At 71.9% G+C, this 19740-nt stretch carries 2 protein-coding genes (1 of these 2 cut by a window edge); both read left to right on the forward strand.

Features of this window, described 5'->3' with window-relative positions:
- Positions 1–5047 carry the 3' portion of an SNF2-related protein gene (locus tag ACFYMP_RS17550; protein ID WP_388857674.1) on the forward strand. 22526 nt of this gene lie to the left of the window's left edge, so 5047 of the gene's 27573 nt are visible here — the last part of the coding sequence; its start codon lies beyond the left edge, outside the window; it ends in the stop codon at positions 5045–5047.
- A gap of 2374 nt (positions 5048–7421) precedes the next feature.
- Positions 7422–19739, forward strand: a complete 12318-nt coding sequence (locus ACFYMP_RS17555; protein ID WP_388857677.1) for a toprim domain-containing protein — start codon at positions 7422–7424, stop codon at positions 19737–19739.
- Position 19740 lies beyond the last annotated feature (1 nt).

Here is a 19740-nt window from a genome sequence, read left to right on the forward strand (position 1 = left end):
GTTCGGGCCCCGCGGTGTCGTCGACGTCGAGGAGGCCGCAACCGGCACCCACATCGAGCGGATCCGCACCGGCACCCCGTTCTTCGCCGCGCCAGCCGCCCCCGCCCCCGCGCCGGCGCCGCGCGTCCAAGACGCCGCACCCACCGCGGGGCGCGAACCCTCGGCAGATGACCGGCCGGATGCCGCCACCGCCGACTCCGGCACGGTCACGGCGCAGCAGCCGCCCGCAGAAGTCCCGGCGTTCCGGGTCAGCGCCCGCGCCACGGAAGCAGGCAAGCGCTGGGCCGTCGTGGACCGCGCCAGCGGAGACGTCGTCTGGATCCACCACCAGGGCGAAGAGTCCTTCGAAGCGATCTTCGCGAACAGGGAGGACGCCGAACGAATCCACGGCAGCCTCGCCCTCGCACCCGACATGCGCGTCCCCGCCCCCGAGCGGGCGAACCCCGCGCCGGACGCGGTCGCCGCTCAGCCCGGCCCCGCACTGGCGCCGGTCCTGGGCACGGTCATCGCCAAGGACACCCGGGGCACCGCCCAACTGGTCAAGGTTCAGGTCGAAGACGGCACGGGCGCCTCCCGCGTCTTCGTGGCCTGGAACCCCGTCGGCGCCCACCAGGTCGAACTCGACCAGCCCGTGTTCCTCTCCGGCACCCTCGGCGCGGAGGCCCACTTCAACGGGCGGATCGAGACGCCCGTCGAGGGCGGCACCGTGGAAGGCGAAGCGGCCGCCCACGACCGCCGCAACCGCACGCAGCCCGTCCCCCAGGGCTGGATACCCGCCGACCCGAGCGCCCAGCCCGACATCGAGGAGGGCCAGCGGGTCCGCGTCCTCGACCCGCACCACCCCGCGCACGCCGCCGCGGGAGGGGGCGCGCAGTTCTACAGCACCGTCACCGTGGAACTGGCCGAAGGCACGTACTACATCGGCACCACGCCGGACGCCCGCACCCTGGACTTCACCCGCGATCAGGTGATCGCGGTAGAGGCCACCGGCGCGCCCCCGCAGACGCAGCAGACGGCCCCGACCCCGGAGACCGCCCCAGCCCCCGATACCACCCCGGACCCGGATACCGCGCGCGACGTCCCGGCCGCCCTCCTCTCGCGGCTGAGGGGACGCGAATTCACCTACTCGCGGCGAGCCGACCGCTGGACCGGGGCCGAACTGCAGCCGCGCGAGGACGGCATTCGCGTCGAGGTCCTGCTGCGCAAGAGCGGCGAGTGGGCCCAGGCCGTCGAGGTCGGAGAGCACAACCTGCGCGACGAGCGCGGACACTACCACGGACTCGAAGAAGTCCTCGCCTGGCGGGACGCCACCCAGCTCGTCACCCTCCTCGACCGTCCCGAGCGCGCGCCCCGCCCCGACGCGGCCGCCCCCGTCCTGGTGCAGGAGTCCACCCCGAAGCCGCCGCTCGTCTCCCGCGCGCCGCAGAGCATGAAGCGCGCCGAGCTCGAAGCCAGCGCCTCCGCCCTGGACCAGTGGCTCAACGCGTACGCCTCCCGCGAGGACAGCGGCGCCAGCGTCCGCGCCGTCGAGCAGCGCGACACGATGCGCGCCGAACTGACACGCCGCAGCCGCCGGCAGACGGATGCAGAACAGCTCGGCGGTCCCGAGGCCTTCCGCCGGGACCTGGCCGCACTCACCGTGGAGCCGGCCGACGCGGGCGGCATCCAGGACGTCACCCGTAACGGCGCCCTGCTGGGCACGATCGTGGCGAGCCCGGAGGGCTTCCACTTCGCCGCGGACGGCCAGCTGGCCCTGGCCGAAGGCACGGCCTACGCCAGCCCCGAAGGTGCCGCGGTCGCGCTCAGCCGCTTCGTGGCCGGCGTCCCCGAGGACCAGCCCCTCCCCGGGCGCGGCACCGAGCCCGCGCCGGTTGCGGCGCCGCGCTTCGTCCTCACCAAGCAGGACAAGCAGGCATACCCGGGTGCCGAGCCGAACATGCTGCTCAAGGCGCACCTGAGCGGAGCCGTCCGCCACAAGGCGGATCCGGATCAGCGCAGCCAGCGGATGATGATCGAGCTCTGCCACAAGCACGGTAAGCCCGAGGCCGGCACGCACCTCAGCTCCGGTGGTCGCCTCGCGATCATCACGGTTGCCCCCGACACCTACGACGTCCGTGCTCCAGACCGGCTCACCCACGTCCTTGGACCGTGGGGCAAGCAGCTCGACTCGCGTGAGCGTGCCAACCGGGTCGCGGACGCGTTGGAGAGCATCCGCGACGCACAGGGCCAGCCGTTCCCGTGGGACATGCCCAACCCCACCTTCCGGGCGCTGCAGCTCAAGGCGATGCACTGGGTCGACGAGCACGGCCACGACATCGAGCAGGCGATCTGGTACGCCCTGGTCACCCAGGGCCTCGACGAGCGCGACGGCCGGTACGCGAAGGCGTACTTCGAGAGCACCGGGCAGCAGCTGAGGGGACCGGCCCAGCTGGCCCCCACGCCACGGCCCGCGCCCGAGCACACTGACCCGTCCATGCCAGTACCGGACGCCTTCAAGATCACCACGGTCATGAAGCTCGGCGAAGTGACGGCAGCCGACGGCACTTTCTGGTGGAAGGGTATGGTCAACAACCCTCGGGCCCAACGGCGCTCCGCCGCCACTCCGCTCGACACACCTGTCCTCGTCCGAATCAGGGAGTCCGCCTCGGAGAAGGGCGCGAGCATCGGCTGGGGCCAGCTCCTGGACGCGGCCACTGGCGAACCACTGAAGACCATCCGCTCCACCGACCACGTCCTGGTGGCCGCGCCCCTGGACGCGGCACCGGCACCTGAGGGTATCCCTCCTGTCCAGCAACGCTTCGCCTCGCTGGGCCAGGTCCGTACCCACCTGACACATGACCGCATTCCCGGCCTGACCCCACAGCGCCGCAAGGACCTACGCAAGCTGGCCAAGGACCGCGAACTCGTGGAACTCACCGCCGACGGGCAGTTCGCCCTGCGGCACAACCCCACCACCGACACTTACGAAGTTCTGCCCGCCGGCACTGGCCTGCCCTTCGATGGCTTCTTGCCCGACCTCTACCTCAGCTCCCAGGTGCGCCGCGACCTCACCGTCGTGCCGCAGCCGCTGGAGCACTTCCCGTCGCTTGAGGAGGCCCGCGACTTCGCGGGCCGGCTCACCGAGTTGCGACTCAACGACGACACCCCGATCGACTGGAGTGACCCACAGCTGGGTCTCGCGATCGACGACGTGGACATGGTGCGGCTGAACCACACGATCCTGGAGGAGCGCGCCCACCACGACCGCGCCCACGAGTACGACCATTCCCCCAGCGACCACCTGTGGGCCCTGTTCGAAGAGCGCGACCGCCGCCCCGAAGAGCCGGAGGAGGGCCACCTCTGGGCGGACGAACTCGCGCCGGGCGCCTGGGTCTGGCTGACGATCAACGACGAGCGCAAGCCGTGGGAAATCCTGGACCGCGAGGTCACCGAATTCGGCACCGTCGCCCTCACCCTCGACGACGGAGGCACCTGCCACGTCCCGCGCAACCTCGCGATCGCGCAGACCGGCGACGAGACCGTCCTCGACGCCGACGGACACGCCATCGGGGTACGTCTGGAGGCCGACTTCGTCCTCAACGACGACATCATCGAATTCGACCTGGACAGCAACGGCAACGCCGTGGCGCCCTCCGGCCCGGGCGGCATACCTGCTCCCGGCACCACCCGCATCCGCGGCCGGGCCCTGGTGACCCACCGCCACGCGCACGGTGGCGGCGAACGCACCCTGCTGATGGACGCCACCCTCGTCAACAGCACCACCATCGAGGCCGCATCCGCCGACCTCGCCCTAACCGCCTACGAACTGCCCGAGCACGTCTACCGGCTCTCCCCGCGGGCAGCACTCGCGAACCAGCCCATCCAGCCGCAGGCAACTGCCATGCCCCGACCGGCCGCAGACGCCACTGCACTGCCGGAGACCCCGCAGCAGGAACCGGACCTCGACACCGCCCCGGACCCTGAAGCGGACCTCGACGCCGAAACGGGCGCAGACCTCGAACTCGCCGCGCAGACCGATTCCGAGGACGCCTGGGAAGAAGCCCTGCGAGCGCTGCAGCAGGACGGACCGCAGGAGGCGGAGCCCGAAGCAGACGAGGAAGAACCGGCAGCGGATCCCGCACCCACCGCCGGCGAGCAGGAGGAGCTGGAGGCCGACTCGGAGCTGGAAGCCGACGACGCCGAGCCGGATCACGAGGCCGAGGCGGACGCCGAACCGCAGATCGGGCCGGACCCGGAAGACACCGTGCCCGAGCAGGCGCCGCGGAATGTGACGGCTCTCCCCGCCCGGCCATCGGAGGGCGAGGCGCTGCGACGGAGCCTGCTGCGCCTCCTGCGTGACCCGGCGGCACCGTCGACTCCCACCGAGCACACCGTTGTCGAGGACTCCCCGCTCTACGTGCAGGTCGCCCACAGCCCCCGGCACGGACGCGTCGTCCGCTTCGGGTTCGATCCCACCTCACCGCGCGCCGCCGCCCAGTTCACTGCCGCAGACCTCGAAGGCGCGACCGGAGAACAGGTGCTGCGCGGGGTGCTCGCACGGCGCCCCAGGCCGGTGCCGGCAGACCCCGGGCCACTCGTCCCCGACCGGCTGCGCGAGGACCTGCTGAACCTCATGGACAACCCGGCCGCACCCAGCGTCCCCACCCTCCAGAGCAAGATGAGCGCCCTCAACTTCTACGTGGCCGTCACCGGGCACCCGGAGCACGGGAGCGTGCTGCGCTTCGGATTCGATGCCCAGTCCGCACCGGCTGGCCTCTTCACCCGGGGCGACCTCCAAGGCGCCACCAGCCACAAGCTGCTCCAGACCGTGGAGCGCTACGGCGAGGCCTTCGTCCAGCAGCGCGTGGAGCGCTACGGCGGGGCCTTCGTCCAGCAGCGCATCGACACCGACCGAGCCCTGCGGGTCCGCGACCGCGTCCAGACCGCAGTCCGTCAACGCCAGATGCCTCAGCAGGCGACCTCCAACGCGCCGTCCGGGCACATCCACCAGCCACGCCCGGACGAGCACGGACGGGAGGGTGCACCGGCTGCGTCGCCGAGCCGGTGACACAGGGCACGGACCGCCTGGGGGGATCGGCCACCAATCTCTTGGACCGCTCTTCCCCCCAGGCGGGAGGCCGACCGGCACACGGCGGCCGCGCGGGGCGGTGATCCCTAGCGTCGAAAGGCACTTGATCTGCCCAGGGAATGCAGGCGGCCCGGCCGCCACCCGTGATCATCAACGAGGTGACGAGTTGGCCACCGCTCCTGAAGAGTTCCCGCCTCCGCCCCGACGCGACGACGCCTGGGAGGAAGACGCACCGTCGGCGCTGGACGCCCTGCCCGTGGGATGGGCGAGCGATGACGACGCACCGCGCGCCCTGACACCCGAAGCGGACGGGGCGCCGCAGGAGGACTCCGCTTCGGGTCTGCTGCTCCCCAACGTCGGGGCCGGCTGGGCCGCGTCCGAGGACGTTCCCCGCGCCCTGGCCCCCGAGCGGGATGCCGGGCGGCGTGAGGGCCCGGCCCTCAGCCCCCGTGCGGATGGCGCATGGAGGGACGAGGACGCCCCGCCGACGCTCGACGGCGTTCCGGCCGGATGGGCGAGCGACGCGGACGCGCCCCGTGTCCATGACGCTTCAGCAGGGGAGCGCGTGCCCGCGGATGCCCCTGACACGGCCTGGACACAGGATTCTCCGTCCGGATTGGTGGTCCCGGCCCCGACGAAGTGGTCGGACGCGGACGACGCTCCCCGGGCTGTCGTGCCTGGACGCGGCGCTGGGCGAACGGACGGCCGCGGGGTCACCAGCGGCACCAGCGGTGCAAACGGAACCTGGGGAGAGCAGGACGCACCGTCAGCGTTCGATGAGCTGCCCGCGGGCTGGGCAAGCGACGACGACGCACCGCGCGCCCTGTCCTCTGAAGCGGGCTGGGCGTCGCAGGAGGAGCCCCCTTCCGGGCTGGAGACTTTCGACCCCGTCGCGGGCTGGTCCGCGACGGACAACGCCCCCCGTGTCCTCGCACCCGACCAGCGTGTTGATCCTGCAGGCGGTGAGTTCTTCGCCTCCAGCACGGACGTCGCCTGGGGGCAGGAGGCGCCGTCGGCACTCAACGGTTCAGCCCAAGGACGGCCACGCGGCGAGAATGTCCGCAGCCCGGCGCCACAGACAGGCTGGGCATCGGGGGAGGAGCCCCCGTCCGCACTGGTGCTTCCCGACGCGGCAGCCGGCTGGGCCGCCGCCGACGATGCCCCCCGCGTCCTTGCACCCGAGCAGGATGTCGGACGAGCGGACGGTTCAGTCGTCATCACCGGCGGTGCCGGCTCGTGGGGCGAGGAGGACGTACCTTCGGCGCTGGGTGACGTGGCCGAGGGGTGGGCAAGCAACGACGACGCGGCGCGCGCCCTTGCACCCGACTCGCGCTGGGCATCGGAAGAAGAACTCCCGTCAGGACTCACCGTTCCCGAGCCCGTCACGGGCTGGTCCGCGACGGACGATGTCCCCCGCGTCCTCGCACCCGGCCAGGCCGTCGTAGGGACAGGTGAAGCGGCCGTCAACGGCAGGGAGGACGGTACGTGGGGAGTCGAGGATGTGTCCTCGGCCACCTACCCTGTGGCCGACGGGCGGGCGGGCGACCAGGACGCCCCGCGCGCTGTGGACACCATCCCGCCTGGGCCTGGCCCCGGTTGGACGGCGGAGGAGGAGCCGCCGTCGGGGTTGGTGCTGCCCGACGCGGTTGCGGGTTGGTCCGCGGCGGACGACGTCCCCCGGGTTCTAGGGCTCGGGCAGGACGGCGAGGAGGCAGACTCCCTCGCCGTCACGAGCGGCATCGGCGGTGCCTGGGGCGGGGAGGACGCACCCTCGGCACTGGGCGAGACGGCCGAGGGGTGGGCGAGCACCGACGACGCCCCACGCGCGCTGGACCGGGCTCCGGCGGAGACCGGCTCCACGATCGCGGCCCCGGCCGGATGGACGGCGCAGGATGAGCCGCCCTCCGGGCTGGCTGCCCCCGCACCAGCTCCGGGGTGGTCCGCGCAGGATGACGTGCCCCGGATCCTCGCACCCGCACCCAGGCCTCCAGACCGTTCCGCCCGCCCCAGCCCTCCGGCTCAGGACAGGCTCATCGCCACCCCCGAGACAGCCCCGGCGACGGGACGTGCGGCCGCAGGAGCACCCCGCACGGCGGCGCGCAGCCCCCGCAGCGCCGGCAGTCAGGAGGCCGACGCCGACGCACGCGGTGACCCAGACGCCCCCACCCGCTCTGCCCCGCCGGAGACTGCCGGCCACGATATCCGCCAAGGTCACCCGGCGCCGAGCGGCGACTCGCCTCTTGTCTCAGATGCCGGGCCCAACGAGCAGAGCACCCCGGTGGAGCAGCTGGACGACGTCCAGCAGCCGCAGCCCACCGCCCCTGTGCCCACGGGCCCAAGGGAGGGGAGCGACATGACCGCAGCAGGAGGCGAGGATCCGCAAGAGTCCGATCCACAAGCACAGCTCGCCGCTCTCATGGACGTGGCTGACCGGGCGTTCCAGTACGCGGACGAGGCTGTCAACAGGGCGCAGCGAGCCGCGGCACGGTCCTCGACCCGCAGCCAGGAGCGTCTGGATGCGGTGATGTTCGCAGCCCACGCCCACTGGCTCGAAGCTGAACGCCATCACCGTATGGCGCAGGAGGCGCACGCCGACGGGCACAGGTCGCGGCTGGAGCACAGCGTGTCCGAGGTGATCGATGCCGCGGTGGACACCCAGCGGACCGCGGGCCTCGCCACGACAGCGGACGCCCTCAAAGAGGTCCTGGAGGGTCTGAAGCCGGCCGCACAGCGCGCCCGGGAGGCGGAGGCTCGGGAGCAACTTGAGGCGGAGCTCGACCGGCTGAGGGCACAGGAGGACAAGGAACTGACGGCGGTGACACGGTTGGACGCTACTAACCGTGACCTGCTGCGAGACGCTCGGTGGCGTGCCGAGAACGACGTGCCCGACCTGGGCTGGTGGCCGGCACTCGCCGCGGATATGGCGTACGCGCACCAGGGCCGCCTGCTGCTGGACGAGACCGGCAGCCCGCGGCTGGTGAAGAAGTCCGCCGACGGGCGGGTCGTGGCGGGACGGAAGGTGAACGCGGAGCGGGTCGCGATGCTGCGCGCGGCCGGGTTCCTGGTGACGGGCACCGATGGCGAGACCCCGACGCTCTTGCATCCCTCGGACATGGGGCGAGAGGCGCTGTACCTGGCGACCCTGTACCCGGAAGGCCTGCACGCGGATGAGCGCGCTGCCTATGAGGCGCGGTACGCGGCGGCGCGCCGGCCGTGGATGAACAGCGAGGAGCGCAAGTCGGCGGCGCGGCGGCTGCCGCCGTTGGCCCCTCATGCGGTGCGGGCCGTCCGCGAGAAGCCGGTGCTGCTGGACCAAGGCCAGCTTCCCCAGATCAGCGCGGATGCGGCCGCCCAGCATGCCGACATGGCGGATCGGGCGCAGCGGCTATGGCGCTGGGCGGCTATGAGCGAGGGTGAGCGCTCGTCGGACGCCGCCCGTGCCCCACACGCAGACGGGGCCCAGCCGGGGAAGTTGGCCGGGGAAGTGGGGCAGGACGTTGGCGGTGATGACGAGCGTGCCGCCGTGGCGGCGCCCTCGGACACTCCGCCGTCGACGCCCGGCCAGGACCGGGATGCCTCGCAGTCGGCGACGCCCCCCAGCAGCACGCCGGCTCCTCCCCTCGCGAGCGAGGCATCGCCGCACCCGCATCACAGCGCTTCGCCGGACACCACCGCGGCCATGACCACCGGCATCGTCACCGAGGAGAAGGACCCGCCGCACACTCAGGCCGGCACACTGGCCGGGGACTGGACCCTCGACCTGTCCCGTCCGGGCGAGCCGCACAGTGAGGAGTCCGCTCTCGCTGCCTGGGCCCTGCGCGGTGTCCTCGCCGATCACACCCTGATCGAACTCCTGGCCGCGGTCGATAACGACGAGGCGTTCTCCCGCTGGAAGAGCAACCACCTGCGCCACCTCAGCGAGGGAACAGCGCAGGTCAACAAGGAGCTGGCACCTGCCGAGAGTGTCAAGTTCAAGCGGAGTGCCAAGAACTTCCAGGCGCACATCGGTGACCAGACCATCACCATGCCCTGGGACCGCGTCCGCACCTGGCTGCGCGACGCCAGCACCCCGGAAGTCCTCGGCTTGCTGCAGGCCGCCGAGACAGCACGAATCCGCCTGCAAGCCGGGCTGCGCGGTGAGGCCCTGCTCGCGGCCACCGGGCAACTGGACGTAAGCCGCGACCTGCGCGCGAAGATCAAACAGCTGATCACCCGGATCCTCGACCATGTCATCGAGGCCACCGCAACGACGCCGATTCCCACGGGGCGCCGAGCCACGAGCCCCTCGCACGCGGAGAAAGGCCCCTCACTCTTCGAACTGGCCGAGGCACCCGCTCTCCACCTGCCCGGAGCGGCGCGGATCCGCGCCGACCTGGACCTGCTGAACGACTACCTTCCGGCCCCGCAGGCGGCCAGGACGCCCGACAGTGTGGCCCTGTCCCAGCTCACAGTGGGCACGGTCCTTGACCTGGATGACCGGCCCATCGTGGTCACGGAGATCATCCGCTATGACGGTCGCTGCGACGTCATCGGCGAATTCCGCGGGCCGATCCGGCCCGCACGCGTCAAGCACAGCGTGGAGCTGTCCGGGCAGGAACCGGATCCGCTGCTCCCGCTCGCCCCCGTGCTGCCCTCCCTGCACACGCTGACCGGCCGACGGCCCGAGCTGGACGACGAGCATGTGCCGGGCCCCTTGGTTGTGGGCCATCCCGCGCGCAGCCTTCCAGCCGCACCGCGCGTTCGCCGCGAGGCCGACCCGCCGACGGCTCCGCCCGTTCCCCGCCTGCCTGAGCTGGCCTGGGACGAGAAGCGGCGCCAAGCTCACGGGCAGGCTCTGGCGGCCGGCGCAGCCGAGCGACCGCCGCTGTCCGCCGCGCGCCGGGAACTGGATCCTGACGACCCCTACGCCCAGTTCACCGACAACATCGAGTCCCAACTGCTCCAGCTGGCCCGCCCCGATGAGCGCACCGCGGTGGCGGACGCCGCCCGGGAGATCCGGGAAGCAGCCGCCGACCTGGCGGCCCGGGCGCGCGCCTACAGCTCGGAACGGGTGCGCGCCGCCGAAGGCGACCCGGCCCAGCTGCTCCAGATCACCATGGAGCCGTCGTTGGCCGGACCGTTCATCCGGATTGCGATGAACACCATCATGCGCGTCACCGACGCCGCTGAGGCCTCTGTGACCGGCGCCGCGGCCAGGGCAAGGGTGCGCGCTGCGCTGGCCGCCGTCGTCTGCTCGGATCCGCCGCCCACTCCGGACGGCACCAGCCCACGCGAGTTCGGCGATGCACTGATCGAGATCCAGGCGGTGGCGTCGCACACACGCGACACGGTGGCCGAACTGCTGGCGGGCCCGGCCCAGTGGGCGCACTTCGCCGACCTGTCCGCGCGCGTCGAGGCCGCAACGTCGGCCCCTGACCCCAGCCCGCCCGCACCCCGGTTCGCCGACGTCGACGACCTGCGTGCCCACCTGGCCGATGTGGCACAGCGGCCCCTGCCCGAGATCGAGGTCGATCCCGCCGGGCTTATCCGCTACGAGCTGCGAGGACGGGCCAAGTTCGCGGGACAACTCGCAGACGAGCCGACCCTCGAACTCACCCCCAGCCGCCGCCTCGCGATCTACGGCTCCGCCAAGGACGGCTGGCACGTCGTCGCACCCGGCTCCGCCGACGCGGTCGTGCCATGGAGCGTGAAGACGCGTCGGCACGCACTGCGCTACGCCACGCTGCTGGAGCGCCTCACCGACACCGAAGGCCGCGCCTATCCCTGGGACGCCGACGACTTCCCGCCCGCCAGGACTCCCTATGAGCTCCAGGGCGGCGACCTCCTCTACGACTGGGTGGAGAGCAACCAGTCCCATCACAGCCTCGGCTTCCAGCACCGGCTGCGCATCCTGCGCGAGGATTCCGGGGCCTACCGCTGGATGGAGAACCTGTCGCTGCACGGGTTCGAGTCCTACGACTACATCCACCCGGCCGACCCGGCCGACCTCATGCCGGGCGACGAGGTCATGTTCACTTTCGACCAGGACGAGTTGCGGTACGCCTCTCGCCTGGCCGGCTACTTCCCTCCACTCCAGGGCGGCAGCCGCGCCATCGGCACCGCCGTGGTCGGCACGGACAACGAACTGATCCCCGGCTACTGGTGGGCAGAAGGCCACCCCGAACAGGCGCAACGTCTCACCCGGGCCGTGGCTCTGCGTGAAGGAGTACGGCGCGCGCGGCCCGGTGAGTATGCGCTGCACGCCGGCATCACCCAGCACCTGCCGGAACTTACCGAGCACCACGCACCGACCACCTCGATGATGAACGGCCCCTCCGCACAGACTGAGACGCCGCAGGCCGAGACGGTCCCGGCCCCCGACACTCCGGCTCCCACGTCGATGTCACCACCCGCCGCCGGCGGCCAACTCCTGGCTCCGACGGGCTGGGACGACGACGTACCGTCGGCCCTTGAGGCAGGGCAGCCGGCACCGGCCTGGGACGACGCGGCACCCGCAACCCCCGACGGCCTGTCCGGTCCTCTTGACGAGCCCGGCCCCGAGCAGGCCGCAGCAGCCCCTGTGGCGGGTGAGCCGACGGCACCCGCCGAGACGAGCGAGCCAGCTGCAGAACCCGACCACGAGGCACGTTGGCGCGAACGACTGGCCAACAACGCGGCATTCGGCGCCGAGGCGCTGGGCATCGACCCGAGCGCGGGAGAGTCCTTCGAGGGGTACGCCGGCCGGTTCGACGGGGACTACGACATCACCCTGCCCAGCGGCCGCTACTGCTACCGCACCCCTGGGTTCGACCGCAAGAAGTACAGCGTCCGTTACATCACCGACCCCACACGCGACTGGGAATCGAAGCAGATCAAGGCCGTGGAAAACCTGAGCGAGATCATGCCAGTGGTGCGGCGGCACGCAGCGCGCACCGCCGACAAACGCGACCCGCGCACCGTGGAGCTCAACGAGTACGAGCAGCGGGCCCTGGACGACGTGGCCCGCGGAATCATCTTCCGCTCCATGGGCGACTGGTACCGCGTCAGGCCGAAGGGAGGCACCGAGGGCACCTACGACCGGACCACGCACGCCTTGTGGAGCCTGAGCGCGCTCGGCCTCATCACGGTGCCGGCTGCGGAGCCCGAGACCGGCCATCGCCAGCACGCCCAACTCACGGACGTCGGTGAGCTGCGACGCACCGGGCAGAACAGCACGCCGTCGCCCCCTGCCGTCGAGGAGAACCTGGAGCAGCAGACCGCCCTGTTCGCGGCGCCGGAGCCCACCACCGCACCAGTCCCTGACGGTCAAGCCGCGGCACCCGAGACCGCTCCCTCGACAGGGGGGACGGAGGAGTCGACGCTGCCGCGGTTCTCCAGGGAGCGCCTCCAAGCCCTCAACGACATCGCGCGCGACACCATCAGCGTGATCGACGGCGAGTTCATGCTGACCAACCCACGGCGCCCCATCCGAACAGCGCCCTCGCAGAGCCACCTGCGCACCGTCCTGCGCGAGGGACTGGCCCAGGAGACGAGCGGGAGGGTCCACCTGACCGACCGCGGCGTCGCCTGGTTCGCCCACCACGAGGTCACGCCCGCAACCCCGGCACGCAGTGTGGAGGCCGTGGAGCAGGCGCCGCTTCCGCCGATCGACTACACCCCCCTCGATGTCCTTCCCGCGCCCGACGACCAGCAGGACGGCCCCCGCCCGCCGGCTCCGGCACCCCTGCCCGACAGGTGGCAGCGGCGTTACGGACAGCCTGACGAGGAGGCCATCCAGGCCACCTTGGCCATGGCGGAGGACGCTGCCGCACGCACGGCGCAGTCCACGGCCCGCGACGTGGCAGACCTGGCAGCAGGCCCCGACTGCTGGTTGTGGGGCCGGCAGCATCCGCTGGCCCAGTTCGACGAGAACGCCGCAGCCGCCCTGGAGAACGTCACCGACCCGCTCACCCGCGACTACGCGACGCGCGCAGTTCACCATCTGCGTACCGCGCTGGTAGAGGCCGGTCACCGGGCGACGGACCACTACGTGCGTAACGTCCGAAGCCCCGAGTGGCGCACCATCATGGGCGTGCAGGCGGACGACGTCCACCGAGACCGCGTTCGCGGCATCGTCATCACCTACCTCATCGACCTGCGCACCCACGCCGAAGAGCACGGGCTCGACGCCGACACCATCGTCCACGTTCTGGAAGACACCGCCGGCTGGACAGGCAGCCTGCGCCCGCTCGGGCAAACGGCGGAGTACCCGCACCTCCCAGCGGCGGAGAACGTCGCGGAGGCCGCCCAACACGTGGCCAACTCCCTGCTCAGCTACGCCCGGGGGGAGACCGACACCGTCGACACCCACGCCGAGCGGCGCACCACGTGGCGTCCGGTGGGGCCGCGCCCCGACCGGACAACGCCGTTGGCGCCCGAAGATTCTCAGGAGAGGGCGGGCGGCCTACTGGCCGGAGATGAGACGGCGCCCGGCCCCGACGCGGCCACGGACGTGAAGGTTCGCTTCGATCGCCGCTTCGACCTGCGCTATCAGGTGGGCCAGTTCGTCGATCACCGCGATGACAACGGCCAGACCGTGACCGCACGGGTGGTCTCCGACGCCCACAACCCGGTCCTGCGTGACCCCGACGGACACGAATTCCGCGCCTTCCCCGACTACCGCAGGAACAACTTCCTCCGGGTTATCGCTGATGACGGATCCGACCTGCCCGCGCCGGCGTGGACAGCCTCCCTGCCCGAAGGGCAGCGCGTCGTCCCGCCGAGCGTGGTCAGGCCCGGTGACGTCATGCATGACTATCGGGAGAACGGCGAGCAGGGGACCTCCCGGCTGGTCATCGAGGTCAAGGAACACGACGGTGTAACGACCCTGACCTGCGTGGGGCTGGAGAAGTTCTCCGGACTCTGGGTGCACTACGACCACCGGAACGTCGCCGTCCTTGATGAGACGGACCGATCTCGTCAACTGGCCGAGACGGCGCTGAAAGGCCGGGAGGTGCGCGCATTCGCGAAGGCCTTCGGGATCTCCCTCTCGGGTGTCAGCGTCAGCCCCGCCGGAGCGGCCCGCCCATCCGCATCACCTCAGCAGGAGAGCACCCGCGCCGAGCAAGCGCCCGCCGGGCCGCAGGCGCCGGGCCCCGCCAGCAAACCGGCCACCCTCGCGCCCGCGCCCGAGGCCACCGGCGCCGAGGCGGCTGCACCGATCCAGGCCGCGAACAGCGTCAGCCCAGCTCCCCCCGCCTCCAGGCGGCCTGCCCAGGAACGATCAGCGCAGGCCCCGGACCGCACCGACCCCCGAAGTCCGGAACAGGCGGTAGGACCTCGCCCGCCCCACGACCAGACCACCGCTGCTTCTGCCCCCGCTCCGGCGCCGACTACGCCGACCCGGCCCGAGACGCCGTCCGCGGCGGCGCCGGCAGACCGCCGCGCCGCGCTCGCCGATGCCGAACCTGCGCCGGAACCTGCCGGACGGGATGAGGCGCCCAGCGGGGGGACCGAGCCCGCGCAGGCCCAAAGCACTGCCGACCTGCCCGCCGACCGGCTGGAACCCGTCCTGGCCGACACAGGAGACAGCCCGCCGACGAGTCCACCGGCCGTCGTACGTGAGGAGGGCACCGTGGCCACCAGCCCGCCGCCGAGTGCGGCCGCCACCGAGAAGTCCGTCGCTCCAGTCCCGGCTGGGCCGAAGGAGCAACCCACCCTGGAACCCGCCACCGCCACGGCCTACGCCGACGCTGCCGCGTACGCCATTGGCCACGAGGCGCTGCTGGCAGAACTGGACCAGCACGAACGATGGCTCGCCCAGACCCCGGCAGCAGCACAAGCAGCGGCCATCCTCGTCGAGGACAGCACCCTCGGACCGGAAAGCCTGACCGCTCTGCTCACCCTCCAGCGCGCGCTCACTGCCAGGGCTGACCAGGCTGACCAGCGGCCCCGCCTCGTGCAGCATCTGGGCCACCACATCCAGTGCGTGCAACTGCTCCTGGCCAAGCGCGTCTTCGGCCAGGCCGCGCGCAGCACGCACACCGACCGGTTGCGCGAACTGTACGAGATGGCCTTCCACGGGGGGTTCATCGCCTTCCGTGAGGCGACGGAGCTTGGCGAGCTGGAGCTCGGCGAGTACCTCCAGCACCGCGCCCAGGACCTCACACCGCCACCCGCCGACACAGAAGGCTATGCCGAGGAGACGCCTGCGATGGCAGAGGAGACCACCACCGTGGCTGCGGATCCGGACGACGACATCCAACTGCCCGTCTTCGAGATGCCCGGCGAGAGCATCATGACCGCCGAACAGGCCGCGCCGCGCCTGCTCGCCGAGGCCCAGACCCACCTGGCCGCCGCGCACACCGATGTCGAACTCCTCGCTCACGTCCACGGCAGCCCGATCTACGCGATGGTCGACCAGGGCGGGACCCCGGCAGCGGTGCTCCACCTCGGGCTCACCGCGATGGGAGAAGAGGGAAGTCCACGGGCCGTCAGCCTCCGAGGAGCAGATCTCGCGGCCGTCGCCCCGCAGTCGTTGCTGGCGGCGGTCACCGCCTGGATGAACGCGACCGACGCCGGGGCCCGCCCCCTCCTGGACTACGCCCCGGCCAGCCGCGTCCAGGCTCCGCTGACCGCGACACCGGCTCCCTCGTCCCCAGTTCAGGGGGAGGCCCCGGCCCAAACCGCGACCGCCGCCCCACCGACCACCGCGGCCCCCGCCTCCGACTCAACGACGAGCCAGCCGACCGCAGTCCAGGGGGCACAGGAAGTCGCCGACCAGCCCGCGTCCGCCCCGGAGCGCGGCACCGCCCCGCCGCCGGATCCCCAGGCTGCCCCCGACGCGACGGCGCCGGCCGGGACCGTTTCGCCGCCTGCCATCCAGGAAGCGCAGACGGCACCGTCACTCGACGCCGGCGGCACGCCGTCCCAGCCAGAAGCAACTGCGGGTTCCACCGCCGAGCAGCAGCGCGACGGGGCCCGGCCGGCACTCAACACTCCCGCGCCGCTCACTGAACGGCCCGCTCCCACCGAAGCGGAACGCGCCGCCGAACTCACGACCCTGGCCCGCGCCGCCCTGACCGGCTTCGGCGTCCCGGCAGAGGCAACGGGCGTCCTCACAGCCCCCCGCACGGTGGTGCTCACCCTGGAGACGAGCGGCAACGCCGAGCGCGACCGCGAGACCTCGAACAACCTCCGCGCGGCCCTCACCCAGGCAGTACGGGAGCACCCGGACCAAGGGCTGGCTGCCTACCGCGTCGACATCGAGCACACCCGCCAGGTGGGCCAAAGTGCCCTGACCACCAACGCGCCTGCACCTGAGACCGTCCCGGTCCCGCGCGAGCGGCTGGTCGCCGCCAACAACGCGGCCGCAGCACTTCTCGCCGAACGGCTGCGCACCGATCCCAACGCCGCCCTGGCCCGCACCTACCTGGCCGAGGAACGCCACCTTCCCCCCGAGATACAGCAGGAGTGGGGCCTGGGGTATGCCCCCTCCGACCGTAGCGCGGGCCGCTTCGACGTCCTGGTCCGCGAGCTCAAGAACCAAGGCTTCACCGACGAGGAACTCCTGCAGGCGGGCCTCGCCCTGCGCAGCAAGCGCGACACCCTCATTGACTATCTCGACGACCGCATCGTCTTCCCGATCCACGACGAACACGGAGACATCGTCGGCTTCAGCGGTCGGCGCATCGACCGGCCCGCCGAAACGCAAGAGGAGGCCAAGGAGCGCCAGAGCCAGAAGTACTTCAACACCTCCAACAAAGCCGCCCTGTTCAGCAAGGGCGATCTGGTCTTCGGGCTTCATCACCCAGCGCAGGCCCAGGCCCTCGCCGGCAGCAGCGGTCCGCGGGTCAGCGTCGAGGGCTACTTCGACGTGATCGCCGTCGCACGCGCGGCCGCCACCCTGCCGCTCGATCAGCGGCCGGTGGTCGGCGCCCCGATGGGCACCGCGTTCACCGAACGGCAGCTCACGGTCCTGCGGGGGCCCAACACCGACCAACCCCGCCCCCACATCGCCTTCCTGGACGCCGATGACAGCGGCCGCAAGGTGCTGCTCGACAAGCGGGACCTGCTGCTGGGAGCCGCCGGACCCACGACGGTGACCACCGCACCAGGCGCCAAGGACGCGGCGAAGCTTTGGGAGAAGGGCATTGAAGCCGACGGTGACGGCGCCGCCCCCGTGCTGCGCGCCCTGGAAGCGGGCCAGCCGCTCCTGGACGCCACGGTCGAGGCCGTCCTGGTGGGCAAGGCGGACGAGGGCGAGCGCGCCAACCACGCCTTCGACTCCGACACCTTCTTCCAGCGCACCAATTACATCGCCGCCGAGGCGGCGCACTACATCCACCAGTGGGTCCAGACGCAGGCACCCGGCGATACCTCCGCTCTCCAGCAGGCCGCACTCACCTGGGCGCGGAGGCTGCACCAGCAGTGGTCCATCCCCGGGTGGATGACGGCCACCGGTGTGCTGCTCGGTCCCGGCAAGCACCACGAGGACTACGAGAACGAGGTCTACGATCAGGCCCTGGACCTGCTCGCGGCCGACCCCGAGGACTACTTCGCCAACGACTCCCACGTCCGTAGCCGCCAGTCCGCCGCCGAGGGCCGAAACGTCTCCTCACCCATGCCGCCGGACGGCACAGCGCCCCGACGCGCCGGCCGTCCCGGGCAGTGGCCCACCGGGACAGGTCCGAGCAGCCCCGCCTCCTCCGCCCGCGCCGCTGCCGAACCAGCCCCCGCCCCCAGCGAGCTGGAACTGCGCATGGTCCTGCCCGGCCCTGTGGACGGGCAGCCGGTCGAGCACACGGACCGCACCACTGCGGCGTACGCCCTGCACGCGGCCGTACACGAACGCCTGGGCCAGCACACCGCCGAAATCCCCGAGCCCGACCGTCTGCCCCAGCCCCTGAACCTCGGCACCGTCCACGGCGTCGACCTGGGCACGTCCGGGGACGACCAGACCGGCGACGACCCCACTGTCGTGCTGTGGCTGGGCCCCGACCGCTCCGACTCGCTGCGTCTGGCCTACAGCCGCTTCGTCACCATGACCGGCCCTGAACTCCTCGCAGCGGTCGAGTGGCGCGCTGCCCAGACCGCCGGACTGCTCGGCGCCCCCCTCAGCCAGACCTGGCGGAACGCGGTGCGCCGCATCCTCCCGCCGCAGTTCCCCGCCCAGCCGACCCCGACCCAGCTCGCCGATCTCCTCGACACGATCGCCCAGGGCAACGGCGCTGACGACGAGCGGACCCGGCACCGAGCCGAGCAGGCCATCGCCCTGTACACCGCGGGACACCCCGACCTGGCCCTCGATCACCTCGCCAGTACGGGCCACATCTGGGTCCTGAAGAACGACGGCTCCTGGATCCAGGAAGAGGCCGTCGACACCGAACTGAGCTGGGAGGAACTCGACAACGGCTTTAGCCAAGAGGCAGCCGAGCTCACCGACATCGTCCAGACCGCCACCGCACTTCCCCCCGCCGAAGCGGCACCGATGCCGGCTGACCTCATCGTCGCCCACCACAGCGCGCACGAAGCCCTCGCCGTACTCCGCCCCTACTCCATCGGCCTGCCCAACACCCGTTACGAGAAGATCACCGACCTCGTGGCCCAAATGGACGCGAGTGAGCCCGCCCTGCGCCGCCTGCACGGCTCCGACGGACAGCTGCTGATGAACCGGGCCAGGACCTCCTTCGTCCGGATTCTCGAAGGACTGGCCACTCTCGCATCCAAAATCCGGCTCACCGGCCTGAGTACCCGCCTGGAACGCACCGTCGCCCGCCTGCGCGGACAGGATCCCGCAGACCGGCCCGTCCCGCGGGCCGTGCGCGTCGACCGGCGCATGCAGGACCTCGCCCATGTCGAGCGTGACCTGGAGCGCCGCATGGCCGCCCCCACCACCACCCTCGACGAGCGCGGCGAACTCCAGGAGCGGTGGATCATCAACCGTGCCCGCTGGCGGGCCCGCTACGAACAACTCCACGGCCAGCCCCCAGCAGCTGAGTTCCTCCCCGCCAACGGCCTGGTCGCCGGCGCCCCGCCCGTCCCGAACTTGATCGCCGCGCACGAACTGCTGCTCAACCGCCTGTCCGCCCGCGTCGATGAACTGCGAGACGCCGACCCCCACACGGGGGAGGAGTCCAACCCCTACGACCCCACCGCTGACCTCTTCAACGGTGTGGCCTGGGCCTACCAGCAGCGCCTCGTCGGAGCCACACCCGCAGGCGACGACCCGCAAGGGCCCCTCCCCGCCCTCCAGTTGCGGCAGGCCGCACTCACCGTCACGTCCCACCAGCACGCCTCCCCGCTCACCCTCCGTCGCACCCTGAACGTGAGCGCAGAGCGCGCGGACCGGCTCCTGCACCGCCTGGAGGAACAGCAGATCCTCGGCCCCTACCGGGCCGACGCCCCCCGGGCCGTCCTAGCACGCCCCGGCGACATCGACACCCTGCTCGCCCGGCCCGCCATGCCGACCCCGGCCACCGCTCCGACGACCGCCACCACACCGTCACCCGACGCATTGTACGAGGACCGGATCCAGAAGATGGTGAGCAAGATCCTCGCCGACCAGCAAAGGCGCAGCGAGGCCCACAGCGAACCGGCGCCGGCAGAGCGCACTGGGCCCGCCTCCCGCGTGCGCAAGTCCGCCCATAAGGAAGCCGAGGCCAACGCCCTGGCGGCCGGGCAGTTTACCTCACTCGCACCCAGCCAGGCCTGAC

Source organism: Streptomyces sp. NPDC007088, from assembly GCF_042869355.1.
Lineage (GTDB): Bacteria > Actinomycetota > Actinomycetes > Streptomycetales > Streptomycetaceae > Streptomyces.